This is a genomic window from Microbacterium sp. NPDC058342, from assembly GCF_042723935.1.
Taxonomy (GTDB): Bacteria; Actinomycetota; Actinomycetes; order Actinomycetales; family Microbacteriaceae; genus Microbacterium.
The window spans coordinates 1,804,422-1,828,874 of the sequence record NZ_JBHXID010000001.1 but is presented as its reverse complement, the minus strand read 5'-3'; the positions used below and the strand labels follow the sequence as shown (position 1 = coordinate 1,828,874).

30 protein-coding genes are annotated in these 24,453 nt (G+C 70.2%); 16 read left to right on the top strand and 14 right to left on the bottom strand.

What is annotated here, in order from left to right:
- Positions 1 to 3: 3 nt before the first annotated feature.
- The 3 genes from ACFWHT_RS08535 to ACFWHT_RS08525 are packed head-to-tail and all read left to right on the top strand — an operon-like array spanning position 4 to position 2,916.
- A complete protein-coding gene (locus ACFWHT_RS08535) occupies positions 4 to 333 on the top strand; it encodes a metal-sulfur cluster assembly factor (protein ID WP_378827318.1) in 330 nt (109 codons plus the stop codon).
- Between the two features lies 1 nt (position 334).
- Positions 335 to 1,522 carry a MalY/PatB family protein gene (locus ACFWHT_RS08530; protein WP_378827316.1) on the top strand — a complete coding sequence of 396 codons (1,188 nt, stop codon included), beginning with the start codon at positions 335 to 337 and terminating at the stop codon, positions 1,520 to 1,522.
- Positions 1,519 to 2,916, top strand: a complete 1,398-nt coding sequence (locus ACFWHT_RS08525; RefSeq protein ID WP_378827314.1) for an MFS transporter — start codon at positions 1,519 to 1,521, stop codon at positions 2,914 to 2,916. The genes ACFWHT_RS08530 and ACFWHT_RS08525 overlap by 4 nt, the downstream gene beginning before the upstream one ends.
- Here the strand turns inward: ACFWHT_RS08525 and ACFWHT_RS08520 are convergent.
- Positions 2,882 to 3,430, bottom strand: coding sequence for a TetR family transcriptional regulator (locus ACFWHT_RS08520; RefSeq protein WP_378827312.1), 549 nt, complete (start codon positions 3,428 to 3,430; stop codon positions 2,882 to 2,884). The genes ACFWHT_RS08525 and ACFWHT_RS08520 overlap by 35 nt on opposite strands.
- Before the next feature lie 78 nt (positions 3,431 to 3,508).
- On the opposite strand from ACFWHT_RS08520, the gene ACFWHT_RS08515 reads away from it, so the two are divergent.
- Genes ACFWHT_RS08515 through ACFWHT_RS08505 form a run of 3 tightly spaced genes read left to right on the top strand, consistent with a single transcriptional unit; the run spans position 3,509 to position 5,383 of the window.
- Complete coding sequence (locus tag ACFWHT_RS08515) at positions 3,509 to 4,102, top strand: biotin transporter BioY (RefSeq protein ID WP_378827310.1); 594 nt, start codon at positions 3,509 to 3,511, stop codon at positions 4,100 to 4,102.
- Complete coding sequence (locus ACFWHT_RS08510; RefSeq protein WP_378827308.1) at positions 4,092 to 4,790, top strand: energy-coupling factor ABC transporter ATP-binding protein; 699 nt, start codon at positions 4,092 to 4,094, stop codon at positions 4,788 to 4,790. The genes ACFWHT_RS08515 and ACFWHT_RS08510 overlap by 11 nt, the downstream gene beginning before the upstream one ends.
- The gene (locus tag ACFWHT_RS08505; protein WP_378827306.1) at positions 4,787 to 5,383 is read left to right on the top strand and encodes an energy-coupling factor transporter transmembrane component T family protein; all 597 of its coding nucleotides are present in this window, start codon (positions 4,787 to 4,789) and stop codon (positions 5,381 to 5,383) included. The genes ACFWHT_RS08510 and ACFWHT_RS08505 overlap by 4 nt, the downstream gene beginning before the upstream one ends.
- Before the next feature lie 55 nt (positions 5,384 to 5,438).
- On the opposite strand, the gene ACFWHT_RS08500 is transcribed toward ACFWHT_RS08505, so the two are convergent.
- The 4 genes from ACFWHT_RS08500 to ACFWHT_RS08485 form a co-directional block, all read right to left on the bottom strand.
- Entirely contained in the window at positions 5,439 to 6,731 is a 1,293-nt protein-coding gene (locus tag ACFWHT_RS08500; RefSeq protein WP_378827304.1) for an acyltransferase, read from the bottom strand.
- A gap of 82 nt (positions 6,732 to 6,813) precedes the next feature.
- A complete protein-coding gene (locus tag ACFWHT_RS08495; RefSeq protein WP_378827302.1) occupies positions 6,814 to 7,485 on the bottom strand; it encodes a response regulator in 672 nt (223 codons plus the stop codon).
- Positions 7,482 to 8,681, bottom strand: coding sequence for a sensor histidine kinase (locus tag ACFWHT_RS08490; RefSeq protein ID WP_378827300.1), 1,200 nt, complete (start codon positions 8,679 to 8,681; stop codon positions 7,482 to 7,484). The genes ACFWHT_RS08495 and ACFWHT_RS08490 overlap by 4 nt, the downstream gene beginning before the upstream one ends.
- 4 nt (positions 8,682 to 8,685) lie before the next feature.
- Complete coding sequence (locus ACFWHT_RS08485) at positions 8,686 to 9,345, bottom strand: DedA family protein (protein ID WP_378827298.1); 660 nt, start codon at positions 9,343 to 9,345, stop codon at positions 8,686 to 8,688.
- A gap of 152 nt (positions 9,346 to 9,497) precedes the next feature.
- Between ACFWHT_RS08485 and ACFWHT_RS08480 the strand changes: the two genes are divergently transcribed.
- Positions 9,498 to 11,096 carry an ABC-F family ATP-binding cassette domain-containing protein gene (locus tag ACFWHT_RS08480; protein ID WP_378827296.1) on the top strand — a complete coding sequence of 533 codons (1,599 nt, stop codon included), beginning with the start codon at positions 9,498 to 9,500 and terminating at the stop codon, positions 11,094 to 11,096.
- A gap of 16 nt (positions 11,097 to 11,112) precedes the next feature.
- Here the strand turns inward: ACFWHT_RS08480 and ACFWHT_RS08475 are convergent, their stop codons facing one another.
- Genes ACFWHT_RS08475 through ACFWHT_RS08460 form a run of 4 tightly spaced genes read right to left on the bottom strand, consistent with a single transcriptional unit; the run spans position 11,113 to position 13,128 of the window.
- Positions 11,113 to 11,706 (bottom strand): GrpB family protein, encoded by a 594-nt coding sequence (locus ACFWHT_RS08475; RefSeq protein ID WP_378827294.1) that lies wholly within the window; start codon positions 11,704 to 11,706, stop codon positions 11,113 to 11,115.
- Positions 11,707 to 11,735: 29 nt separating this feature from the next.
- Positions 11,736 to 12,548: an SURF1 family protein gene (locus tag ACFWHT_RS08470; RefSeq protein ID WP_378827292.1), complete on the bottom strand. Its 813-nt coding sequence runs from the start codon at positions 12,546 to 12,548 to the stop codon at positions 11,736 to 11,738.
- A complete protein-coding gene (locus ACFWHT_RS08465; RefSeq protein WP_378827290.1) occupies positions 12,545 to 12,742 on the bottom strand; it encodes a hypothetical protein in 198 nt (65 codons plus the stop codon). The genes ACFWHT_RS08470 and ACFWHT_RS08465 overlap by 4 nt, the downstream gene beginning before the upstream one ends.
- The gene (locus ACFWHT_RS08460; RefSeq protein WP_378827288.1) at positions 12,739 to 13,128 is read right to left on the bottom strand and encodes a DUF3099 domain-containing protein; all 390 of its coding nucleotides are present in this window, start codon (positions 13,126 to 13,128) and stop codon (positions 12,739 to 12,741) included. Before ACFWHT_RS08460 ends, ACFWHT_RS08465 begins: the two co-directional genes overlap by 4 nt.
- 161 nt (positions 13,129 to 13,289) lie before the next feature.
- Between ACFWHT_RS08460 and fabG the strand changes: the two genes are divergently transcribed.
- A complete protein-coding gene (gene fabG, locus ACFWHT_RS08455; RefSeq protein WP_378827286.1) occupies positions 13,290 to 14,000 on the top strand; it encodes a 3-oxoacyl-ACP reductase FabG in 711 nt (236 codons plus the stop codon).
- Positions 14,001 to 14,025: 25 nt separating this feature from the next.
- Here the strand turns inward: fabG and ACFWHT_RS08450 are convergent, their stop codons facing one another.
- Genes ACFWHT_RS08450 through ACFWHT_RS08440 form a run of 3 tightly spaced genes read right to left on the bottom strand, consistent with a single transcriptional unit; the run spans position 14,026 to position 16,668 of the window.
- Complete coding sequence (locus ACFWHT_RS08450) at positions 14,026 to 14,709, bottom strand: alpha/beta fold hydrolase (RefSeq protein WP_378827284.1); 684 nt, start codon at positions 14,707 to 14,709, stop codon at positions 14,026 to 14,028.
- Positions 14,710 to 14,747: 38 nt separating this feature from the next.
- Positions 14,748 to 15,383 (bottom strand): phosphoserine phosphatase SerB, encoded by a 636-nt coding sequence (gene serB / locus ACFWHT_RS08445; RefSeq protein ID WP_378827283.1) that lies wholly within the window; start codon positions 15,381 to 15,383, stop codon positions 14,748 to 14,750.
- Positions 15,384 to 15,426: 43 nt separating this feature from the next.
- Complete coding sequence (locus ACFWHT_RS08440) at positions 15,427 to 16,668, bottom strand: glucose-1-phosphate adenylyltransferase (protein ID WP_378827281.1); 1,242 nt, start codon at positions 16,666 to 16,668, stop codon at positions 15,427 to 15,429.
- 46 nt (positions 16,669 to 16,714) lie between these two features.
- Between ACFWHT_RS08440 and glgA the strand changes: the two genes are divergently transcribed.
- From glgA to ACFWHT_RS08425, 3 genes are all read left to right on the top strand, one after another.
- Positions 16,715 to 17,899: a glycogen synthase gene (gene glgA / locus ACFWHT_RS08435; protein ID WP_378827279.1), complete on the top strand. Its 1,185-nt coding sequence runs from the start codon at positions 16,715 to 16,717 to the stop codon at positions 17,897 to 17,899.
- 17 nt (positions 17,900 to 17,916) lie between these two features.
- The gene (locus tag ACFWHT_RS08430) at positions 17,917 to 18,699 is read left to right on the top strand and encodes an ABC transporter ATP-binding protein (protein WP_378827276.1); all 783 of its coding nucleotides are present in this window, start codon (positions 17,917 to 17,919) and stop codon (positions 18,697 to 18,699) included.
- Between the two features lie 84 nt (positions 18,700 to 18,783).
- The gene (locus ACFWHT_RS08425; RefSeq protein ID WP_378827274.1) at positions 18,784 to 19,041 is read left to right on the top strand and encodes a type B 50S ribosomal protein L31; all 258 of its coding nucleotides are present in this window, start codon (positions 18,784 to 18,786) and stop codon (positions 19,039 to 19,041) included.
- Between the two features lie 52 nt (positions 19,042 to 19,093).
- On the opposite strand, the gene ACFWHT_RS08420 is transcribed toward ACFWHT_RS08425, so the two are convergent.
- Both ACFWHT_RS08420 and ACFWHT_RS08415 read right to left on the bottom strand, forming a co-directional pair.
- A complete protein-coding gene (locus ACFWHT_RS08420) occupies positions 19,094 to 19,396 on the bottom strand; it encodes a hypothetical protein (protein WP_378827272.1) in 303 nt (100 codons plus the stop codon).
- A 68-nt stretch (positions 19,397 to 19,464) separates the two neighbouring features.
- The gene (locus ACFWHT_RS08415; RefSeq protein WP_378827269.1) at positions 19,465 to 20,184 is read right to left on the bottom strand and encodes an exonuclease domain-containing protein; all 720 of its coding nucleotides are present in this window, start codon (positions 20,182 to 20,184) and stop codon (positions 19,465 to 19,467) included.
- Positions 20,185 to 20,254: 70 nt separating this feature from the next.
- Between ACFWHT_RS08415 and ACFWHT_RS08410 the strand changes: the two genes are divergently transcribed.
- From ACFWHT_RS08410 to ACFWHT_RS08390, 5 genes are all read left to right on the top strand, one after another.
- The gene (locus ACFWHT_RS08410; RefSeq protein ID WP_378827267.1) at positions 20,255 to 20,878 is read left to right on the top strand and encodes a LysE family transporter; all 624 of its coding nucleotides are present in this window, start codon (positions 20,255 to 20,257) and stop codon (positions 20,876 to 20,878) included.
- Positions 20,879 to 21,027: 149 nt separating this feature from the next.
- Positions 21,028 to 21,585 (top strand): single-stranded DNA-binding protein, encoded by a 558-nt coding sequence (locus ACFWHT_RS08405; RefSeq protein WP_378827264.1) that lies wholly within the window; start codon positions 21,028 to 21,030, stop codon positions 21,583 to 21,585.
- A gap of 52 nt (positions 21,586 to 21,637) precedes the next feature.
- The gene (locus tag ACFWHT_RS08400; RefSeq protein WP_378827262.1) at positions 21,638 to 22,147 is read left to right on the top strand and encodes a DUF6993 domain-containing protein; all 510 of its coding nucleotides are present in this window, start codon (positions 21,638 to 21,640) and stop codon (positions 22,145 to 22,147) included.
- A 97-nt stretch (positions 22,148 to 22,244) separates the two neighbouring features.
- Positions 22,245 to 23,924, top strand: a complete 1,680-nt coding sequence (ettA, locus tag ACFWHT_RS08395) for an energy-dependent translational throttle protein EttA (protein ID WP_378827260.1) — start codon at positions 22,245 to 22,247, stop codon at positions 23,922 to 23,924.
- Positions 23,925 to 23,934: 10 nt separating this feature from the next.
- Positions 23,935 to 24,444 carry an acyl-CoA thioesterase gene (locus ACFWHT_RS08390; RefSeq protein ID WP_378827258.1) on the top strand — a complete coding sequence of 170 codons (510 nt, stop codon included), beginning with the start codon at positions 23,935 to 23,937 and terminating at the stop codon, positions 24,442 to 24,444.
- The last annotated feature ends 9 nt before the right edge of the window (positions 24,445 to 24,453 follow it).

The following is a 24,453-nucleotide window of genomic DNA, read 5'->3' as shown; positions in this document are numbered from 1 at the left end:
GCCATGACCGCAACGCTGACCGAGGAGAAGTACGATCAGGTCACCGAGGCACTGAAGGACGTCATGGATCCCGAACTCGGGATCAACGTCGTGGACCTCGGCCTGATCTACGATCTCGCCTGGGACGACGAGAACGACGCCCTGGTCATCCACATGACGCTCACCAGCGCCGGATGCCCGCTCACCGACGTGCTCGAGGAGCAGACCGCGCAGGCACTGGACTCCGTGGTGGACCGGTTCCGGATCAACTGGGTGTGGATGCCGCCGTGGGGTCCGGAGCGGATCACCGACGACGGTCGCGACATGATGCGCGCCCTCGGCTTCGCGATCTGAGATGAGGGTCGACGCGCTCGCGCTGGCGGAGCTGCGGGAGCGCACCAGCGAGAAGTGGCGCGAGTACCCGGACGACGTCCTTCCGCTGTTCGTCGCCGAGACGGACTTCCCCCTCGCACCGACGGTCACGGCGGCGCTCGAGAAGGCGGTGCGCAGCGGAGACACGGGCTATGTCGCCTCGCGGACACCGCTGGCATCCGCCTATGCCGGGTTCGCCGGGCGAAGGTTCGGATGGACTCCGGACCCTGCGCGCATGCGCTCCACGGCTGATGTGAGCATGGGCATCGTGGAGATCCAGCGCCGGGTGATCCGGCCCGGCGAGCGCGTCGTGGTGAACCCTCCGGTGTACCCGCCGTTCTTCGATCTCGTGACCGAGGCGGGCGGCGTGGTCGAACGGGTGCCGCTCCGTGACACGGGCGAGGGCTGGGAGCTGGACCTCGACGGCATCGCGACGGCGCTGGCGGCCGGTGCGCGAGCGATCCTGCTGTGCAACCCGCACAATCCGACCGGGACCGTCCACTCCGCCGGGAGCCTCGCCGCGCTCGCGCGGCTCGCCGAGGACCACGGCGCGGCCGTGATCTCCGACGAGATCCACGCACCCCTCGCGCAGCCAGATGCCGCGTTCACCCCGTTCCTGGCGAGCGGTGGGGCCGCCGGACGGATCGGCTACGCCGTGGTCAGCGCGAGCAAGGCGTTCAATCTCGCGGGGCTCAAGTGCGCGCTGATGGTCGCCGCGTCCGACGAGACCCATGCGGTGCTGCGGGGACTGCCGGTGGAGGTGGAGTGGCGCACCGGGCAGTTCGGTCTGCTCGCCGCGGTCGCGGCGTTCTCGCCGGAAAGCGACGCCTGGCTGGACGGACTGCTCGTCACGCTGGACGAGAACCGGCGACTGCTGCAAGCGCTGCTCGCGCAGCATCTGCCCGAGGCGCACTACCGGATGCCGGATGCCGGATACCTCGGCTGGGTCGATCTCAGCGGGCTGGGATGGGGGTCGAACCCGGCGAAGCAGATCCTGCGCCAGGCCAGGGTCGCTCTGCACTACGGCCCGGCGTTCGGGGCGGAGGGTGCGGGACACGTGCGGGTGAACTTCGGAACGAGCCCCGAGATCCTCACCGAAGCCGTCGAGCGCATCGCGGCCGCCAGGGAGAAGATCTCCGCCCCGGCGTCGATCCTCCCGGGTGCGGAGTGAGCGGCCCGGCCGCCGCCACGATCTGGGACCGCACCCGCATCGGCATCACGATCGGCACCGTCGTGCTGATCTTCCTCGCGGCGATCGAGGCGCTGGCTGTGACGACCGTCATGCCGGTCGTCGCCGACGACCTGCACGGTCAGGCGCTGTTCGCCGTCGCGTTCTCGGCCACGCTCGCGACGGGCGTGATCGGCATGGTCGCCGTGGGTGCGTGGAGCGACCGCTCCGGCCCGCGCGCTCCGCTGTACGCGGCCGTCGCGCTCTTCGCGGCGGGTCTGCTCGTGTCGGGCTTCGCCCTCGACATGCACACCTTCATCGTCGGACGTCTGATCCAGGGGCTGGGCGCCGGTGGCCAGACGGTGGCGCTGTACGTGGTCGTCGCCCGCATCTACCCGCCGCACCTGCACGGCCGGATCTTCGCGGCGTACGCGGCGGCATGGGTGGTGCCGTCCATGATCGGACCGTTCCTCGCCGGCGCGGTCACCGAGTTCCTGCACTGGCGGTGGACGTTCCTCGGCGTCGCCGTGCTCACCGCAGCCGCGTTCGCCCTCGTCGCGGCGCGGCTGCGCGGCGTGTCGCTCGCAGCCGACGCGACGGAGGGCGACGAGCCCGAGCCTCCCGCGAGCGGTTCGCCACGCGGCCGGGTGGCGCTGCGGATGCTGCTGGCCGCCGTCGTCGCGGTCTGCGCCGTCACGGTGGGGTTCGCCGCGGATGCGCCGGCGGCCCTCGGCGTGCCGCTCGCGCTCGGCGCCGTGGCCCTGATCGCCGCGGCGCTGCTTCCTCTGCTGCCAGCCGGTACTCTGCGCGCGGCACCGGCGCTGCCGAGCGTCGTGCTCATGCGGGGAATCGCGGCGGGAGCGTTCTTCGCCGCTGAGGCGTACGTTCCCAAGCTGCTGATCGATCGGTTCGAGTTCTCGCCGACGTTCGCGGGTCTGGCGCTGACGCTCGCGGCCCTGGGCTGGTCCGGTGCGTCGGCGGTGCAGGGCCGGTACGGTGATGCGCTGGGCAGCATCCGGATCACCGTGCTCGCCGTCGCGCTGATGCTGGCCGGCGTCGGCGGGGTGCTGATCGTCAGCATCGCCGAGAGCTCGCCCTGGATCGTCGTCGTCGCGTGGGGGCTGGCCGGTGCGGGGATGGGTCTGCTCTATCCGCGCCTCACAGTGCTCACGCTGGCGTATTCGACCACCGCGAACGAGGGCTTCAACTCATCCGCCCTGTCGATCTCGGACTCCACCGGATCGGCAGTCCTGATCGCGGTGGCGGGGCTGGGCTTCACGCTGCTCCCGGTCGGCGGCTCCGGCTACGTCACGGTCTACCTGCTCGCGGCGGCTCTGGTGCTGCTGTCGCTGCTGCCCGGGCTCAGGATGGGCGACGGACCGGGCGGACGCCGCTGAAGCTGCGGATGCCCGCCTGGAAGACCTCGTCCGCCCGGGCCAAGGGATCGGCGCGATCCGGGTCGACTGCGCCGATGCTCTGCGCATGCATCCGCTGCTGCACGAGGGTGGTGTGGCCGAGGATGAACTCGAACGCCGCATCGGCCTGAGCCTCGTCGTGAGTCGGCAGGGACGCGATGAGAGCGTCCTGGGCGCGGCGCGCGCCCAGGCGCAGCGCGTACGTGCTCATCACGACCTCCGCGCCGTCGCGATAGGCGAGCAGGGCGTCGCGGATCGCGCCGCCCACCGCGGGCAGCCCGAGCTCCGCGTCGGGCCGGGGCACCGCGTCGAGGATGCGATCGGCGACGGCGGCGAGCAGCGCCTGCTTGCTGGGAAAGTGCCAGTAGAGCGCGCTGGGCTGAACGTCCAGCTCGGCGGCCAGCCGGCGCATCGAGAGATCGGGCAGGCCGACCTCGTCCAGCAGCCGAAGCGCGCACTCCACGACGCTGCGGCGGTCGTGACGTGAAGGAGGCATGCGACCAGTATAGTGAACACCGTTCAGGTGAACAGTGTTCAGGAGCGGTCGTGCGCCGCTCCGCCCGGAAGGAACCCGATGACCGAGACCGTCCAGCGCGTCGAGCCCCGGCGCCCCGCCGCCGCCGAACTGGCGCGCATCGCCGTCTTCGCCGCGCTCATCGTCGTGCTCGGCACCGTCACGATCCCGATGCCCGCGGGTGTGCCCATCACGGCCCAGACCCTCGGTGTCATGCTCGCGGGACTCGTCCTGGGAGCGCGGCGGGCACCGTCGGCCGTCGTCGTCGTGATCGTCCTGGCGGCCGCCGGGCTCCCGGTGCTCGCGGGAGGGCGCGGCGGGCTCGGCGTGCTCGTCGGCCCGACGGCCGGGTACCTGGCCGGGTGGATCGCCGGAGCCGTCGTCGTCGGCCTGATCGCCCACCACCCGCGTTTCACCTGGTGGCGCGCGGCGCTCGGCGCTCTCATCGGCGGCATCCTGGTCGTCTACCTGCTCGGCATCCCCGTGCAGGCGCTGGTCACCGGAGTGCCGCTGGCGCCGACGGCGCTGTCCAGCCTGGTCTTCCTGCCCGGCGACGTGCTGAAGGCGGTCGCGGCGACGGCTCTCGCGGTCGCGCTGCGCCGCGCCTACCCGCGGGCGTTCCCCGCCCGGGGCCACCTCGCGCATGCCCGCTGACCGGACCGCGACCGACACGGCCGCGGTGTTCGAGAGCGTCGGCCTGCAGGTGGACGGCACCGTCCTGCTCCGCGATGTCAGCCTGCGCCTGGCGGCCGGTCGCACGGCGGTGATCGGCGCGAACGGCTCGGGCAAGTCGACATTCGTCCGGATGCTCAACGGGCTCCGTACACCGACCGCCGGCAGCATCCGGGTCCTCGGGTTCGATGCGGTGCGCGAAGCGGCCGCGGTGCGGCGCCGGGTCGGCTTCGTGTTCACGAACCCGGAGGCGCAGATCCTCATGCCCACGCCGGCGGAGGATCTGGCGCTGTCTCTCCGATCCGCGCCGCGGGCCGAGCGCTCCGCCCGCGTCGAGGAGATCCTCGACCGGTACGGTCTGCGCGGGCTTGGCGACGTGCCCGCTTCGGCGCTGTCCGGCGGCCAGCGCCAGCTGCTCGCCATCGCCGCTGTGCTCGCCACAGAGCCGGCGCTGGTGGTGGCGGACGAGCCGACGACCCTGCTCGATCTGCGCAACGCCCGCCGGATCGGCGACCTGCTGCTCGGTCTGGACGTTCCCCTGGTGCTCGTCACCCACGACCTCGAACTCGCCGCGCGATGCGATGAGGCGGTCCTGTTCCAATCAGGCACCGTGCAGGCTGCCGGCGATCCTGCCGCGGTCATCGAGGAGTACCGCCGGAGCTGCGCGTGATCTCGCTGTACGCACCCGGCGACGGGTTCCTGCACCGCGTGCCCGCGGGCGTGAAGCTCGGCGCGCTGGCTGCGGCCGCCCTCACGCTCTCACTGGTGCACCCCGGCGCCGTGGGAACCGTCGCGATCCTCGTGGCCGTCAGTGCACTGCATCCCCTGGCGCGACTGCCGTGGCGACAGCTCGTGAACGCCTGGTGGCGGCTCCGCTGGCTCATCGCGGTGCTCGGCGGCGCGCTGTGGCTGTTCGTCTCGGCGCCGGCCGCCCTCGAAGGCGCCGGCCGGGTCGTTGCACTGCTCCTGCTGGCCGACCTCGTCACCCGCACGACGCGGATGGGAGATCTTCTCGACGTCCTGCGCCGTGCGTCGGCTCCGCTGCGTCGACTCGGCGTCGACCCCGAGACCGTGGCCCTGACGTTGTCGCTGACGATCGCCATGGTCCCCGTCATCGCCGGCTTCGCCGCGCAGGTGCGCGATGCGCAGCGCGTGCGCGGGGTGCGGCTGGGCGCGGGTGCCGTGCTGCCGCTGCTGGTCATGACCCTGCGGCACGCCGACGACGTCGGCGATGCGCTCGTCGCACGGGGCATCGCCCGATGAGCCGCGTGGATGCGCGCCCACGTGTTCGTGAGCGATGCACGTCGGCTCACGCCGGTCACCGGAACACCGCGGCCGCCCGGAAGGGCGCCGGTGCGGGAACGGGGGAAGTCAGCGTGAGCTGCAGCGCGAGCAGCCAGCATCCGACCGCCAGCAGCGCCGTCGTCGGCGTGGTCCCCGCAGCCAGCAGCAGACCGACTCCTGCCGCGCCGATGATCACCGCCGCCGACGCCCGCCGTGCTGACGCGCCGCCGCGCGGCGGACGGATGCGCTCCAGGCGCGCCAGGGGGATGGCGAGCAGCACCGTCCCGGCCAGGACGCAGGCCAGCCAGAGCGGCCGGGTGAGCCACCACGACGCGGAAGCCGGGACGGGAAGCTGCAGTCCCGCGGCGAGCCCGATCACGGCGGTGACGCCTGCGAGAGTGAGCACGACCGGCATGTGCCACAGATAGATCGTCATCGCACGGGCGCTGACGAAGGAGATGAACGCATCCGCACGGGGACGCGCGGCGAGAGCCGACAGTCGCGGACGCAGCAGCGAGAAGGCGGCCGTGTGGACGACGCCGACGAGCAGCAGGGCCGTCGTCGGCGGGTTGATGTTGGCGACGAGGTCGGGGGAGTGCACGCCCGATGCGAAGGAGGCGATCAGCAGGGCGAGGGCGCCGGCGGCGGCGGCGATGCGGGTGCGCACCGGCAGGGCGTCGATGCGCCCGTCGGCGAGCAGGAAGCCGAGCTGCTGAAGCGCGAGCCAGACGAACGCGAGGTTGAGGAATCCGATCGCGGGGATGCCGCTGCTCTCGCGAACGACGTCGACCGCGAGCGCAGCGGCGGCCAGCAGTCCGAGCGTGCGCAGCGGCGCCCGCTCGTGCAGGTGCACCATCACCGGGAGCAGCCCCTGGCAGAGCAGGAAGACGCCGAGGAACCACAGCGGCTGACCGAAGCGGTATCCGGCCATCTCGACGAGGTCGTCGCCGACCCCGGCATCGCGCAGGAGGGTGAGCAGCATACCGGCCGTGCCGACGGCGGCCACGGCCGGTATGAGCAGCCGCTGCACGCGCGACGCGGCGAAGGCCGCCGCGCTCCCGCCGCGCCGGCGTGCCGCGCGCAGACCTGACAGGCCCGAGAAGCCGCCGATCACGAAGAAGAGGGGCATCACCTGCAGCAGCCAGCTCACGGGAACGAGCCAGAAGCCGGTCTCGCCGGCATTCGCGAAGACAGGCCCCTCCGGACCGAGGGTCACCCCTGCCATCAGCGAGTGCAGCACGACCACGCCGATGATGCAGAGGGCACGGACGAGATCGATCGCGCGATCGCGCGTCGGGACGGGCGCGGAGGAGGACGGTGATGTCATGTCCCGCAGGCTATGAACCGGGTGCCGGGACGGTCATCACTCCACGGGGTCGTCGTCTCTCATACCGTGGTCTCGTCCACCGTCAGGAGGCCGGTTCGACCAGGCCGGCGTCGTAGGCGAGGATCACCGCGTGCACGCGGTCGCGCAGCTCGAGCTTGGCGAACACCTTGCCCACATGCGTCTTCACCGTCTGCTCGGCGATGAACAGCTCCGCCCCGATCTCCGCGTTCGACCGACCGCGCCCGATCAGAGTCAGCACCTCGAGCTCGCGCTCGGTGAGATCGCGCAGCGCCGAGCGGGACCGAGGAGCCGGCGGGCGCCGGGATGCGAAATGCTCGATCATGCGGCGAGTCACACGCGGGGCGAGGAGCGCATCGCCGCCGGCGATGACCCGCACGGCCTGGACGAGCTCCTCGGGAAGGGCGTCCTTGAGCAGGAACCCGCTGGCGCCGGCCTGCAGGGCGTCGTACACGTAGTCGTCGATGTCGAAGGTGGTGAGCATGAGGATGCGCGGCACCTTCGCCGCGGGGTAGGAAGGACCGAGGATGCGCCGTGTCGCCTCGATCCCGTCGAGCTCGGGCATCCGCACATCCATCAGGATGACGTCGGGATCGAGGCGCGCCGACAGCGTCACGGCCTCGGCGCCGTCGGCGGCCTGGCCGGTGACGCGGATGCCCTCATGCGCATCCAGCAGCGCGGCGAAGCCGGCGCGGACCATCGCCTGATCGTCGGCGATGAGGACCTCGATGGTCATGATGCTCCTTCGGGCCGGGGGACGGCGGGCCGGCGGGGGAGGCGTGCGCTCACGAGCCAGCCGTCGCCGTCGGGGCCGGCCCGGAGCTCGCCGCCGAGCAGGCCGGCACGCTCGGACATGCCCCGCAGTCCGTGACCCGCCGCCGGAAGGGGAGCGTCGGAGACGGGGGCATTGCGGACGCTGATCGTCACCACCGCGGCGTCGGCGGCGACGTCGACGGCGATCGGGGAGCCGGGAGCGTGACGGACCGCGTTGCTCAACGACTCCTGCACGATGCGATAGGACGCGATCTGACTCGCCGCGGAGACGTCGCCCTCGACCCGCCCGGTGAGCTCGACGACGGCGCCGGCGCGTCGCGTCGTCTCGACCAGCGCCGGGATGTCGTCGATGCCACGTTGCGGGGCGAGTTCGGCAGTGTGGTCGTCGGTGCGCAGCACGCCCAGGATGCGCCGCATCTCGACGAGGGCCCCGCGGGCGGAGGCGGCGATCGACTCGAACTCGGCGACCGCTGCGTCGGGCAGGTCGGGCGCACGGAAGCGCGCGGTCGACGCCTGCACCTGGATGAGGGACATGCTGTGCGCGACGACGTCGTGCAGCTCTCTCGCGATGCGCGTGCGCTCCTCGGCCAGCTCGCGCCGGGACTGTTCGACGGCCACGTGCTCCCGCTCGCGGGTGAGCTCGGCCCCGAGTCGCAGGCGGCCGGCCAGCAGCACGCCGACGACGTAGGCCACCCCGGCGATGGATGCGGTGACGATGAGGTCGGCTCCCGCGGCGTTCGCGGTGGCCGCCTTCGTCAGCAGCAACGGGGCGGTGAGCGATCCGGTCAGGCCGAGAAGCAGGGAGAGCCCGCCGAGACGCCATCCGTGCAGTGTCGTGACGATCAGCACAAAGACGGCGAACACGATGAGCGCCGGAACCGACCACGGCCAGGGCCAGAACGGATCCCGGACCGGCGACACGGTCAGCGGAAGAGCGAAGGCCGCAGCCGAGAACACCGCGATCGCCGAGCGGGGAGCACGCACGGCGACAGCCGGGGCGACGCAGACGGCCGCACCGAGCAGGAACGCGGTGGGCAGTGCGACGCCGTAGAGCGTCGCGTGGATCGGGACGAGGATCGCGTAGAGCGCCACGAGCACCGCGCCGAGCCCCCACAGCGCCGCCGCGGGCCGCGGCGCGCGGTTCGCCGTATCGGTCATACCGTCATCCTCCCATCGTCGCGCCCAGCCGGTCTGCGTCGACATCCGTGTCCGCAGCGCGCCGTGCGCCGCGGGTGCGACGACGGTGAGCGCCGATGCGATCCACGACGATGCCGATCGCCAGCGCGAGTCCGACCCCGATGACGGCGCTCAGCATGGGCTGGTCCTTCACCCACTGGCCGGCCAGGAGGCCGATGCCGGCGCTGTACGCCGCCCAGGTGACGCCGCCGAGCAGCGAGAGAGGCAGGAAACGCCGCCAGGGATAGTCGAGAGCGCCTGCCGACATGTTCACCGCGACCCGCCCGACCGGCACATAGCGCGCGCCCAGGATGAGCCCGGCGCCGCCGCGCGAGAGAGCGCGCCGCGCCGCCTCGAACGCCGCGGCGGCCCGCGGGCGCCGCATCCACCGGAACCGCTCGGTGCCGATGGCCCGGCCCAGAGCGTAGGCGATGTTGTCGCCGATCATCGCCCCCAGTGCACCCGCGAGACACAGCAGAACGATGTTCACGCCGCCGGCCGAGACCGAGACCGCCGCCGCCGCGACCAGCACGGTCTCACTCGGGATGGGCGGGAAGAACCCGTCGATCACGGCGACCGCGAACAGGATGAGCGGAATCCACGGCGAGGCGACCGCCTGCAGAATGAGGTCGTTGATGATGTCCACGCGTCCGACGCTACGAAGTGCTCCCGCACTCGCACATCACCCCGCAGTATCGTCGCCGTCATACCGCAGAGGGGTTCTGTCCGAAACCGCGAACTATACTGGGAGGCTGGCCCATCGGCCGCTGCCCCTCCCTGACGAACGGATACCCCGCTGTGCTCGCCGTGCATGACCTCGAGATCCGCGTCGGCGCACGCGTGCTGATGTCGGACGTCTCGTTCCGCGTCGCCGACGGTGACAAGATCGGGCTGGTGGGGCGCAACGGCGCGGGCAAGACGACCCTGACCAAGGTGCTCGCCGGTGACGTGCTGCCCTCCGAGGGCAAGGTGACCGCCTCCGGAGAACTCGGCTATCTGCCGCAGGATCCCCGCTCGGGCGATCCCGAGATGCTGGCGCGCACGCGCATCCTCGACGCGCGCGGCCTCGGCACCATCCAGCTGGGCATCTCGCAGGCCTCTCACGACATGGCATCCGACGACCCGAAGATCGCCGAGCGCGCCATGCGCAAGTTCGCCAACCTCACCGAGCGCTTCGAGGCGCTGGGCGGCTACGCGGCCGAGGCCGAGGCGGCGTCCATCGCCAACAATCTCTCGCTGCCCGACCGGATCCTCGATCAGCCCCTGAAGACCCTTTCGGGCGGCCAGCGACGGCGCATCGAGCTGGCGCGGATCCTGTTCTCGGATGCAGGCACGATGATCCTCGACGAGCCGACCAACCACCTCGACGCCGACAGCGTCGTGTGGCTGCGGGAGTTCCTGAAGGGATACAAGGGCGGGCTGATCGTGATCAGCCACGACGAGGATCTCGTCGGCGACACCGTGAACCGGGTGTTCTACCTCGACGCGAACCGTCAGGTCATCGACATCTACAACATGAACTGGAAGAACTACCTGCGCCAGCGGGTGGCCGATGAGGAGCGCCGCAAGAAGGAGCGCGCCAACGCCGAGAAGAAGGCGAGCCAGCTCCAGATGCAGGCGGCGCGCTTCGGCGCCAAGGCGTCGAAGGCCGCCGCCGCGCATCAGATGGTCGCGCGCGCCGAGAAGCTGCTGGCGGGCCTCGACGAGGTGCGTCAGGTCGAGCGCGTCGCGAAGCTGCGCTTCCCGAAGCCGGCGCCGTGCGGCAAGACCCCGCTGATGGCATCCGGTCTGTCCAAGTCCTACGGATCGCTCGAGATCTTCACCGACGTCGACCTCGCGATCGACCGGGGCTCGAAGGTCGTCGTCCTCGGACTCAACGGCGCGGGCAAGACCACGCTGCTGCGGATCCTCGCCGGCGTCGACAAGCCGAACACCGGCCAGCTGGAGCCGGGGCACGGCCTGAAGATCGGGTACTACGCGCAGGAGCACGAGAACCTCGACGTCGATCGCTCGGTGCTGCAGAACATGATGTCCGCGGCGCCCGACATCACCGAGACCGAGGCCCGCAAGGTGCTCGGCTCGTTCTTGTTCACCGGAGACGATGTCCTCAAGCCTGCCGGCGTGCTCTCGGGCGGTGAGAAGACCCGCCTGTCACTGGCGACCCTCGTCGTGTCGTCGGCGAACATGCTCCTGCTGGATGAGCCCACGAACAACCTCGACCCCGCCTCGCGCGAGGAGATCCTCGGAGCCCTCGCTCACTACGAGGGCGCCGTCGTGCTCGTCTCGCACGACCCCGGCGCGGTCGAGTCCCTCAACCCCGAGCGCGTGCTGATCCTGCCCGACGGCGTCGAGGACATCTGGAGCAAGGAGTACCAGGACCTCATCGAGCTCGCCTGAGCTCGCCGGAGGCCGCTCACTCGCCGCGGCGGGCCGTGATAAAGGCCGACTTGCCGTCGATGTAGGCGAGACGGTCGAGCGGGTGCCGGACCGCGAGGTCGTGCTTGAGGGCGGCGTAGGCGTCTCGATCAGCGGGGTGCGCGCGCAGATGGTCCCGAAAGGCCAGGTACCGTCGCCGGTCCTCGGAGTCCGCCTCGACGACATGCACGTTGGCGAGGCGGATCATGGGCTCCAGTTCGAAGCCGTACATGCGGTCCGGTCGCACCTCGTTCGCGTCTCCGCGCAGCAGCATCCCGAGGCCTGTCAGCCAGTCGTCGAGCGGAGCCGGCGACGCACCGTGACGCACCGCGACCCCGATGTCGAGGACGGGCTTCGCGTCCAGACCGGGGACCGAGGTCGAGCCGATGTGGTCGATGGCGACGACGGATGCGGGAGCCGTGTCGCGCAGCACGCGGTGGACGCCGACGAAGGCTCGCGCCCACGAATCCGAGGTGGGCGCGAGATCGACGACGCCGCGGCGAAGGCCCAGACCGGCGTTATGGAACGCAGCGCGCAATGCGAGGCGCGGATGGGCCGGTCGGGCCTCATCAGGACTGTCGAAGCGCTGCACCGCTCCACGGTATCGCGGCTCCGCCGAGTTCAGCGCCCGACGGCGTCCAGCAGCGCGTCCTCGTCGTCGGCGTCTCGGTCGCGTCGCCGCGGCTGAGGCCTGCTCCGCTCTCCGGCATCCTCCCGGGCCTTCACGATCTCGGTGCGGATCACGTAGCCGATGAAGATGAACCCCATGACGGCGAACAGGATCCACTGGATCGCGTAGGACAGGTGCGGGCCCGGATCCTCCGCCGGAGACGTGAATCCGCCCAGCGCCGTATGCGGCGCGGGCTCCTCGGAAGCCAGCTGCCCGTAGCCGCCCGTGACCAGCTCAGGATTCACCCGATCGGCGATGGTCGGCAGGTGGATCGTCGGCACCTGTCCCTCGGGTGCGCCCCGACCGGACGCCGGAAGCTGCTCGCCCGGACGCATGCGGACGATCACCGTCGTCTTGCCGGCCGGGGGAGCGGGCACGGAGTCGGGGGAGTCCCCGTCGCCCGGCGGAACCCAGCCCCGGTCCACGAGAAGGACCCGGCCGCCTTCGTCGCGGAAGGGCACGAGCACCTCGTAAGCGCTCGTGCCGCCATGCGGCCGGTTGCGCACGAGAACCTGCTGATCCGGCAGATACTCGCCGTGCAGACGAACCGGTCGCCACTGCGCCTGCGGATCCAGGGCGCCGTCGCCGGTGACGACCTCGTCGACATCGGCGGGGCTCGCGTCGTAGTTGCGCTCGACGAGGGTGATCTCAGCGCTTCGCTGCTCATTGCGATCGAACTGCCACTGAGACAGGAATGCGCACGCCACCGCGAACAGGATCGCGACGACGAGGTAACCGCCCCAACGCAGCAGGGCACGGTTCATGCCGGCAGCCCCTCATGCACCTCGACGGGGAAGTCTCTGGTCCTCAGGTAGTCGGCGAGAAAGCCGACGTGCGCGTCGCACGCCGGCCAGATCTTGCGGCGGTCGGCGCTGTGGATGCGCGGGTTGCGCCACACGATGTGGTGGGTGGCAGCCGCGGGGCAGTCGGCGCGGGCGCACTCGATCGGAGCGCTCATCGCGCCTCCGGCCCGTCGTCGTGCGCACCGCGGTCCGCCTGCGGCCCGCCGCGGTCCTCGTGGATCGTGATGACATCCGGCGTGGTCGGTTCGGGTCCGTCCGCGGCTGCGTCGGGGGACTCCAGCTCCAGCTGCGGCGACTCGACCACGGACGGCGTGCTGTCCGCGCCGGCGTTCGCCGAGACGACGGCGATGTAGGGCAGGAAGATCGCGCCGGCCGCGAAGACGAAGGTCCACCAGCCGATCGGCTGAACCAGCGCCATGAGCAGGAAGCAGGCGGTTCGGATGCCCATGGTGAGGGCGTAGCGACGCACGCGGTGGGTCGCCTCGTCCTGCGGCGACGGCGGCAGGGAGGTGACGGAGGGGGTGCGTCGGCTGTGCTTCACGGTGGTTCCAGCCTACGCCGCCACGGGCGGAGCGGACGCCGGAGGCCGGGCGATCTGCGGGCGTCGCAGGGCCTTCCCGGAGGCGCGGACAGACCTTCCGGCATGCCGGCGGCGGGCTCTCGATAGGATGTCCAGCGTTCGTCCCACAGGCAGGAGCCCCCATGAGCACTGATCGCGTCGTCCTCGTCACCGGCGGTAACCGCGGCATCGGCCGTGCGATCGCCGAGCGGTTCGTCCGCGACGGCTACCGTGTCGCCGTGACGGCGCGCAGTGGCGAAGGGCCCGATGGCACCCTCACGGTGCGCGCGGACGTCACCGATGCGGCAGCGGTCGACGCCGCGTTCACCGAGGTCGAGCAGAAGCTCGGCCCGGTGGAGATCGTGGTCGCGAACGCCGGCATCACGAAGGACACCCTGCTCATGCGCATGAGCGAAGACGATTTCGACAGCGTGGTGTCCACCAACCTCGGCGGATCTTTCCGCGTCGTCAAGCGCGCCTCGAAGGGGATGCTCCGCTCGAGGTTCGGTCGCGTCATCCTCATCTCGAGCGTCGTGGGCCTGTACGGTTCGGCCGGTCAGGTCAACTACGCGGCCTCCAAGAGCGCCCTGGTCGGGTTCGCCCGCTCGCTCACCCGTGAACTCGGCGGGCGCGGGATCACCGCGAACGTCGTGGCCCCCGGCTTCATCGAGACCGACATGACCGCGGAGCTGCCCGAGGAGACGCAGAAGCAGTACCGGGCCAGCATCCCGGCGGGCCGTTTCGCCACCGCTGACGAAGTGGCGGGCGTCGTCAGCTGGCTGGCGGGCGATGACGCGGGCTACATCTCGGGCGCGGTCATCCCCGTCGACGGGGGACTCGGCATGGGGCACTGACCGGGCCGGGATGCGCGGGTCCTCGTCAGCCGACCGCTTCAGCGATCAACCGGCCCAGGTGCCCGGGGACGGTGAACTGCGGCCAGTGACCTGAACCGATCCTCGTCACCGTGACGTCCTTGATGGACTGGTACTCGTCGCGGTAGGGCCCCCACTGCGACACCTCGGCCTCGAGGGAGGTCTGGTCGTAGGAGCCCATCAGCAGGGTCGCCGGCACGTCGAAGCGCCGCACGTCGGTCAGCACGATCGGCTCGGTGGGAACGCGCACCGGGATCGACCTCGTCATCGCCCCGGCGCGCGCACGTGTCGGCGCATCGATGTCGTACACGTCCTCTTCGGGGAAGAAGTCCCATCCGGGAAACGGCACGACGCCGTCGACCGCCTCGAAATCGCTGATGCCCCGGCCCGGGGCCGGCGGAACGGTGTCGACGAAGATCACCCGCGCGACCCGCTCGGGGCGGGCGTCGGCGGCGGCCCATGCGACGTTGCCGCCGCCGGAGTGCCCGACGACGATGACCGGCGCGGCGAGCTCATCGATCTCGGCGACGACAGCCGCGACCCAGTCGGAGATCCCGATGTCCGATGCCGGCTCGCCCACACCCGGCATCGTCATCGGGTGCACACGGTGTCCGGCTTCGGAGATCGGCGGAACCACGTCGTCCCACGCGGAGGCATCCAGCCAGAGGCCGGGGATGAGAATGATGTCCATGTCTCGACGCTAGGCTCCGCCACCGACATCGGCAACGATCAGGGAAGGAGCGGGATGATCTCCGACAGGTCCTGAGGGCCGCAGACGAGCGACGCGGCCGCGCGCACGGCCGGCTTCGCGTTGAACGCGATCCCGAGGCCCGCTGCGGACATCATGATCAGGTCGTTCGCCCCGTCGCCGATCGCGATCGTGGCGCGCGGGTGCACACCGAGTTCGGCGGCCCATTCCCGCAGCGAGTCCGCCTTCACCTGCGCGTCGACGATGTCGCCGTCGACCTCGCCCGCGAGGAGCCCCTCCGAGGCCACCAGGCGGTTGGCGCGCCAGCGATCCACACCCAGGCCGGGGGCGACGTGGTCGAGGATCTCGTGGAAGCCGCCGGAGACGACGCCCACGACGCCACCGCGTTCATGGACGGCCGCCGTGAGCTCCCTCACGCCCGCCGTCGGCTCGATGCGCGCCCGCACCCGCGGGAACGAGTCGATCGGCACGCCGCTCAGGGCCGCGACCCGAGAGCGCAGGCTGACCGCGAAATCGACCTCTCCTCGCATCGCCGCCTCGGTCGCCGCCTGCACCTCGGCGCGACGACCCGCCTCGTCTGCGAGGAGCTCGATCACCTCGTTGCGGATGAGCGTGGAATCGGCATCGAGGACGACGAGGAAGCGCGCAGCGGTCACCCGACGAGCGTATCGGGCGCGCAGGCACGGCGACGGCTCCATGTCACCGTGCGATGCGGATGCCCTTGCCGACCACCGTGATCCCGGAATCCGTGATCGTGTACCCGCGCTCGAGATCACGCTCGCGATCCACACCGACCGTCGCGCCGTCCTCCAGCACCACGTTCTTGTCCAGCACCGCGCGGCGCACGCGTGCACCCGGCCCGACGTGCACGCCGTCGAGCAGGACCGAGTCGGTGATCGTGGATCCGCCCGACGCGAGGGCGCCCACCCCCACCACGCTGCGCTCCAGGTGCGTGCCGGAGAGCACGGACCCCACCGAGACGATCGAGTCGATGGCGTTGCCGATGCGACCCACCGCGTCCCGCACGAACTTCGCGGGCGGTGTGTTCACGCTCTGGGTGCGGATCGGCCACGCCGTGTTGTACAGGTTGAAGATCGGCAGGGTGGAGATGAGGTCCATGTGGGCGTCGAAGTAGGAGTCGATCGTCCCCACGTCGCGCCAGTACGACCTGTCCCGGGGTGAGGACCCCGGCACGTCGTTCTGCTTCATGTCGTAGTAGCCCGCCTCGCCCCGACCGACGAAGTAGGGGATGATGTCGCCGCCCATGTCGTGGCCCGAGCTCGCCGACTCGCCGTCGGCCTCGACGGCCGCGATGAGCGCATCGGTGTTGAAGACGTAGTTGCCCATCGAGACGAGCACCTCATCGGGGGAGTCGGCGAGGCCGGCGGGACTGGTCGGCTTCTCGAGGAAGTCGCGGATCCGTCCCGTCTCCGGGTCCGCGTCGATGACGCCGAACTGCGAGGCGAGTGCCAACGGCTGCCGGATGCCCGCGACGGTCGCCGCGGCACCCGACTCGATGTGCGCGTCGACCATCTGCTGGAAGTCCATCCGGTACACGTGGTCTGCGCCGATCACCACCACGATGTCGGGCTTCTCGTCCACGATCAGGTTCAGGCTCTGCAGGATGGCATCCGCCGAGCCCGAGAACCACCGCTTGCCCAGACGCTGCTGCGCCGGCACCGACGCCACGTAGGAGTCGAGCAGGGCGGACATCCGCCAGTTCTGCGACACGTGCCGGTCGAGGCTGTGCGACTTGTACTGCGTGAGCACGACGACCTGCCGGAGACCGGAGTTGATGAGGTTGGATATCGCGAAGTCGATGAGCCGGTACTGCCCGCCGAACGGCACCGCTGGTTTGGCCCGATCCGCCGTCAGGGGCATCAGTCGCTTGCCCTCGCCGCCGGCGAGGATGATCCCGAAAACCTTCTTAGGTGCCGACATGGCTCCACAATAGAGCGCACCCCGGGGGATGTACTACCGTGCATTCATGCGAGTCGACGTGATCACCAAGGAGTACCCGCCGGAGATCTACGGCGGTGCCGGCGTGCACGTGGCCGAGCTCGTCGCGGCGCTCCGCGGAAGCATCGACGTGCAGGTGCGCGCCTTCGGCGGCGAGCGTGACGAAGCCGGAACGCACGCGTACCGCACCCCGGCCGAGCTGAGTTCCGCGAACGCGGCGCTGCAGACGCTCGGGACCGATCTCGTCATGGTCGGCGACGTGGCGGGTGCCGACGTGGTGCACAGTCACACCTGGTACGCGAACTTCGCCGGTCACCTGGCATCCCAGCTGCACGGCATCCCGCACGTGCTCACGGCGCACAGCCTGGAGCCGCTTCGGCCCTGGAAGGCCGAGCAGCTCGGCGGAGGGTATGCGGTCTCCAGCGGCATCGAGAGACTCGCCTACGAGAACGCGGCCGCGATCGTCGCCGTCAGCGCGGGCATGCGCGCGGACATCCTGCGCAGCTACCCGCAGGTCGACCCGTCGCGGGTGCGCGTGATCCACAACGGCATCGACGTCGAGCGCTGGCGGCCGGTGCGCGATCCCGAGTTCCTGAGCGGCATCGGCCTGGATCCCGGTCGGCCCTCCGTCGTCTTCGTGGGTCGCATCACGCGTCAGAAGGGCCTGCCGTATCTGCTGCGCGCGGCGCAGCTGCTGCCACCCGAAGTGCAGCTCGTGCTCTGCGCCGGCGCGCCCGACACCCCGGAGATCATGGCCGAGGTGCAGGAGCTCGTGCGGCTGCTGCAGCAGAGCAGACAGGGTGTGATCTGGATCGAGCGGATGCTGCCGCGCGACGAGCTCTCCGCGATCCTCGCGGCCGCCACCACGTTCGTGTGCCCGTCGGTCTACGAGCCGCTGGGGATCGTGAACCTCGAGGCGATGGCCTGCGGTGCCGCCGTCGTGGGCACGCGCACCGGCGGCATTCCGGAGGTCGTCGAGGACGGCGTCACCGGTCGCATCGTCCCCATCGAACAGCTGCAGGACGGCACGGGCACCCCGGTGGATCCCGAGCAGTTCGTGAGCGATCTCGCAGAGACGCTCAGCGAGGTCACCGGCGATCCCGGGCGCGCTGCGCAGTACGGCGCGGCCGGACGGGAGCGCGCCAGGACCCTGTTCAGCTGGGACGCGATCGCCGACACGACCCGCGCGCTCTACGAAGAGCTCAGCGCCTGAGCCGATAGGCTGAGGGCATGTCGAGCGCCCTGGAATTCACCGATGTCGTCGTGCGCCGTGACGGACGCGACATCGTCGACCACGTGACCTGGCAGGTCTCCGACGAGCAGCGCTGGGTCGTGCTCGGACCCAACGGCGCGGGCAAGACCACTCTGCTGCAGATGGCCGACACGCTGATGCATCCCACCTCCGGCACCGTCACGATCCTGGGGGAGACCCTGGGTCGCACGGACGTGTTCGAGATCCGGCCGCGGATCGGCTTCGCCTCCTCGGCCATGGCCCGTCGCATCCCGCGCGATGAGACCGTGCTGAACACGGTCATGACCGCCGCATACTCCGTCCTCGGACGATGGAACGAGGACTACGAGGGAATCGACGAGCGGCGCGCGCGTCGCGTGCTGGCCGACTGGAAGCTCGAGCACCTCTCCGACCGTCTGTTCGGCACGCTCAGCGACGGTGAGCAGAAGCGCGTCCAGATCGCGCGCGCCGTGATGACCGATCCCGAGCTCCTGCTGCTCGACGAGCCGACGGCCAGCCTCGATCTGGGATCGCGTGAGGAGCTGCTGCAGCTGCTCAGCGGATACGCGGCGTCGCCGACCACCCCGGCCATGATCATGGTCACCCACCATGTGGAGGAGATACCGGTCGGCTTCACGCACGTGCTGCTGCTGCGCAAGGGCCGTGTGGTCGCGAAGGGCCCGATCGGCGAGACGCTCACGGCAGAGGCGCTGAGCGAGGCGTTCGGGATGCCCATCGCCCTCACCGCCGACAGCGGCCGCTTCGCTGCTCGGGCCGGCTGATCTGCTAAAGTAGATCCTTGGTGCGCACGCACCGCAGACTTCCCTCGCCCCTGGCAGAATCCAGGGCACCACGTAAGGAACCCCATGAAGACTGACATCCACCCCGACTACCAGGCCGTCGTTTTCCGCGACCTCGGCTCGGGCGAGACCTTCCTCACCCGTTCGACCGTCACCAGCGACAAGACGGTCGAGCTGGACGGTGTGGAGTACCCCGTCGTCGACGTCGAGATCTCCTCGGCCTCGCACCCGTTCTACACGGGCAAGCAGCGCATCATGGACTCGGCGGGTCGCGTCGAGAAGTTCAACCAGCGCTTCAAGAACTTCGGCGGCTCGTCCAACTGAGCCGTTCTCGAAGGCCCCGCTCCGGCGGGGCCTTCGTCGTGTCCGGCGACGATCAGAGATCGAGGCGGATGCGGTCGCCGTCGATCGCCCAGGGCGGGTCGCCGGCGACCGGGGCCGGGGCCGAGCGCTTGGTCATGCGCTCCAGCTCGGCACCCGCCTCGTGGGCCGTCGGCGAGAACACCGCCTCGAGTCCGCTCGCGTAGCCGCCGGCGAGACCGCCGCCGCCCGCGACGTACTTCTCCTCGACCGGCTTCGACGAGAAGTGCGCGAGCAGGCCGATGCCGCCGACCACGAGCACCGCGACGGCCAGCGTCACGAGAAGAGCCAGTCCGATCAGCTGGCCGATGTCATCCATGCATCGACGCTACGTGTCCATTCGTCGGTGCGCATCCTCCTGCGGAATGATCTCGCGATGAGGCAGCTTCAGGGGGCGTCGACGGATCGAACCGGCCAGCCGCCGTCGATCGTCTCGAGCGGATCGAGTCTGCCCACCGTGATGAAGTAGTCGGTGAGGCTCGCGGCCTGGGCACGCGCCCAGGCGATCTGCTGGGTGTGCAGCTCGGACGCCGTGCCGGGAAACGCGAACGACCGGGCGAGGGCCAGGGCGACACGACCTGCGGCCACCGCATCCGCCGACGCCTCGTGGGCGCCGTCGAGTGGAACCGCATAGTGCTCGGCGACGACGCTCAGCGTGCGCTTTCCGCACCGGTAGCGGTCGTACGCCTTGTCGATCACGAACGGATCGATGATCGGCTGCGGGTCGACGAGCGCGGGCACTCCGTGGCGCTCGGCCTCGTTGGCGAGCAGGGAGAAGTCGTAGGACGCGTTGTATGCCACGATCGGCATGCCCTGCGCGAGCAGCGCTCGCAGAGCCTTGCTGACCTCCTGCACGACCTCGCCCGCGGGACGGCCCTGCGCACGTGCGTGCTCGGTGGTCACGCCGTGGACGGCCGTCGCGCCGTCGGGGATGGGGATGCCGGGATCCGCCAGCCAGTCGCGCGCGGCGATCTCGCGTCCGTGACGGTCGAGGACCCCGACGTGCGCGGTCACGATCCGGTCTGCTGTGACGTCCACGCCGGTCGTCTCGAGATCGAAGACGCCGATGCGGGTGATCCAGGCGGGAAGCTGCGCGGGAATGCTCATGCGCTCACCGTAGAGCCGACCTCGGACGTCGTGGTCCGCGGGGTCGTGCGAGGCCCCCTACACTGTGCTGGTGACCTGGACCGTCTGGCTGTCGCTGCTGCTGGCGTGCGTGGTGATCAGCCTCACCCCGGGGGCGGGCGCCATCAACACCATGAGCAACGCTCTCACTCAGGGCTGGCGACGCTCGCTCTGGGGTGTTCTCGGTCAGCAGGCCGCCCTCATCGTTCACGTGGTGATCGTCGCGGCCGGGGTCGGGCTGGTCGTCTCGCGATCACCGGTGCTGTTCGAGATCATCCGGTACGCGGGTGCCGTGTACCTCGTGTACCTCGGCGTGCGCCTCGTGCTCGCGAGACCGCGCGCCGGCGGCGTCGAAGCCGGGAAGGGGGCACGAGAGAGCGCCTGGTCGATCCTGCGGCGCGGGTTCTGGGTCAATCTGCTCAACCCCAAGGCGATCGTGTTCTTCCTCGCATTCGTGCCGCAGTTCGTGCGCCTCGATCGAGACCCTCTGCCCCAGTACCTCATCCTGATCGCCACGGTGATCGTCGTCGATGTGCTGGTGATGTGGTTCTTCTTCGCCGCCGCGGCCAAGCCGTTCCGCCGGTACACGCGCGACGCCAGGGGGCAGCGCGTGCTGAACGCGATCTTCGGGGCGCTGTTCATAGCCGTCGCCGCTCTGCTCCTGCTCGTGCACTGACGCACCCGCGCCGTCCGGAGCGGATCATCCTGCACACCGGGTCGAGGCGACGGGTTGTCCACAGATCGCGGGAATCGTCCCCGCGGCGTCGGTGCCCCGCGTGCACGCTGTTCACATCCGGGCTCGCCCCGGCAGAACAGGAGGATCGTATGAGCATCACCAACGACACCGTGACGATCGCGGGCAACATCGGCAATGATCCGGTCAAGAACGAGACCCGCGGCGGCAAGCCGGTCATCAACTTCCGGGTCGCGACCTCGTCGGGCTACTTCGACCAGCGCACCGGAGCCTGGGTGGAGGGCAACACGAACTGGTACGCCGTATCGGCGTTCGGCTACCTGGCCGAGCACGCGAAGGCCTCGCTGCGCCGGGGCGACCCGGTGATCGTCTCCGGGCGGCTCCGGGTCAAGGAATGGGAGGCGAACGGCAAGAAGGGCATCGACGTCGAGATCGTCGCGGATGCCATCGGGCACGACCTGAACCGCGGCACCAGCGCGTTCGTGCGCCGACCCAAGGCGGGCGGCGCCGATCAGGCGCCCGCCCCCGCATCCGCCGAGCGCGGGGCGGTCGGGGAGGAGATCCCCGACGAGCCGACCGCCGCCGAAGCGGACGCCTGGGTCGAGGCCGGGATGCACCTGATCGACGCGCCCGACGCGGATCCGGATGACGAGGGTGCTCCCAGCGAGGAGGAGCTCGCATACACGTGAGCACCACCGCCGGCGGGACGGATGATGTGCGCGGTGCGCCTAGACTTCAAGCGTGCTCCGAGCGTCATCCGTCCCCGTCGCCCGCCGTCGCGCATCCGCCGCGACGGGAGCAGCGTTCGTGCTCCTCGCGGTGCTGACGGGCTGCACCGGCGTACCCGGCCCCGGGGCATCCACCACCGCGCCCCCGCCGAGCGGTGCCGTATCGGCGCCTCCCACGCCGGCGGAGCCACAGCTCGTGCCCGAAGGCGACGGCACCGACAACCTGCCGCTGTTCGCCGCCGTGACGGCGCGCGTCTGGGCCTCGGCGGACCGCGCGGAGGGTCGAGCATATGTCGACGCGCTCGTCTCGGCGGGCTTCCCCAAGGAGCGCATGCAGGTGACGGCCGACCGTTCGACGGTCGGCAACCCGGCCGAGAGCATCCAGTTCTCGGTCGCGTGGGGTGAGTCGGACTGCCTCATCGGGCAGGTCGGACCGTCTACGGGCGAGCCCGTCACCTCCGTCATGGCGCAGCTCGCCGACGGACGGTGCCTGGTCGGGGCCACGCGGGACATCGACTGGTGAGCCGATGCGCCGAGGCGGCTCGGCAAGACGGGTAGGCTGGTGAGTCGGCTCCCCGCGAGCCGTTCCGCGTGCCTGCTGACAGAAGGAGAGCTGCTTCGTGGCCGAGTACATCTATTCCATGGTGCGAGCCCGCAAGGCGGTGGGCGACAAGCTCATCCTCGATGACGTCACGATGGCCTTCCTGCCGGGCGCGAAGATCGGCATGGTGGGTCCGAACGGCGCCGGAAAGTCGACGATCCTCAAGATCATGGCCGGCCTCGACACTCCCTCCAACGGAGAGGCGAAGCTGACGCCCGGATTCTCGGTCGGCATCCTGATGCAGGAGCCGGAGCTCGACGGGTCCAAGACCGTGCTGGAGAACATCCAGGACGGCGTGGCGATCAAGCCCAAGCTCGACCGCTTCAATGAGATCTCGGCCCTCATGGCCGACCCCGACGCAGACTTCGACGCGCTTCTCGCCGAGATGGGTGTGCTGCAGGAGGAGATCGACGCCGCGGACGGCTGGGATCTCGACTCCCAGCTCGAACAGGCCATGGATGCCTTGCGCACGCCGCCGGCAGATGCCGAGATCGGGCCGCTCTCCGGTGGCGAGAAGCGGCGCGTCGCCCTGGCCAAGCTGCTGCTGCAGAAGCCCGACCTGCTGCTCTTGGACGAGCCCACCAACCACCTCGACGCCGAGAGCGTGCTCTGGCTCGAGCAGCATCTCAAGGACTACAAGGGCGCGGTGATCGCGATCACCCACGACCGGTACTTCCTCGACAACGTCGCCGAGTGGATCGCCGAGGTGGACCGCGGACGCCTGATCGGCTACGAGGGCAACTACTCGACGTACCTCGAGAAGAAGGCCGAGCGTCTCGACATCCAGGGCAAGAAGGACGCCAAGCTGGCCAAGCGACTCAAGGACGAGCTCGAGTGGGTGCGCTCCAGTGCCAAGGGCCGTCAGACCAAGTCGAAGGCGCGTCTGGCGCGTTACGAGGAGATGGCCGCCGAGGCCGAGCGCACCAGAAAGCTCGACTTCGAGGAGATCCAGATCCCTGCAGGGCCCCGCCTGGGCAACGTGGTCATCGAGGCCAAGAAGCTCGAGAAGGGCTTCGGCGACCGGATGCTCATCGACGGGCTGAGCTTCAGCCTGCCTCCGAACGGAATCGTCGGTGTGATCGGTCCCAACGGCGTCGGAAAGACCACGCTCTTCAAGACCATCGTCGGGCTCGAGCCGCTCGACGGCGGAGACCTGAAGATCGGGGAGACCGTCAAGATCAGCTACGTCGACCAGTCGCGCGCGAGCATCGACCCGAACAAGACCCTGTGGGAGGTGGTCTCGGACGGTCTCGACTTCATCACGGTCGGCAAGATCGAGATCCCGTCGCGCGCCTACGTCTCCAAGTTCGGCTTCAAGGGCCCCGACCAGCAGAAGAAGGCGGGCGTGCTCTCCGGCGGTGAGCGCAACCGGCTCAACCTCGCTCTCACCCTCAAGGAGGGCGGCAACCTGCTGCTGCTCGACGAGCCGACCAACGACCTGGACGTCGAGACGCTGAGCTCGCTCGAGAACGCCCTGCTGGAGTTCCCCGGCTGCGCGGTCGTCATCACCCACGACCGGTGGTTCCTCGACCGCATCGCCACACACATCCTCGCTTACGAGGGCACCGACGAGAACCCGGCGCAGTGGCACTGGTTCGAGGGCAACTTCGAGGCGTACGAGAAGAACAAGATCGAGCGCATGGGACCGGAGGCGGCGCGCCCGCACCGCACCACGCACCGCAAGCTCACGCGCGACTGATCCCTCGTTCATGTCCATGACGATCCCTCCGCTCGAGCGCGTGCTGGACGACGGGCGTCTTCACATCCCCATCCAGCTGCGCTGGGGAGATCTCGACGCGTTCAACCACGTCAACAACACCGCGATGCTCAAGCTGCTGGAGGAGGCGCGCGTGCGCGCGTTCTGGCGGCCCGCGCCCGGTGAGACCGGGCCTGCGACGGCCATCCTCGATTCGGGCCTGTCCCACGGGATGCTCACCCTGATCGCCCGGCAGGAGATCGAGTACCTTGCTCCGGTGCCGTACCAGCGGCATCCGCTCGACATCCAGATGTGGTTCGGCAAGCTCGGCGGCTCCAGCATCGAGGTCTGCTACGAGGTGCGCACGGACCCCGCCGCCGAGCAGCACTCGCTGTATGCGCGCGCGACGACCGTGATCGTGCTCGTCGAGGCCGCATCCGGGCGACCGGTGCGGCTGACCCCCGAGATGCGGGAGGCGTGGTCGCCGCTTCTGGGCGAGCCGCTCGTGTACCGCCGGAACTGAGCCTCGCGA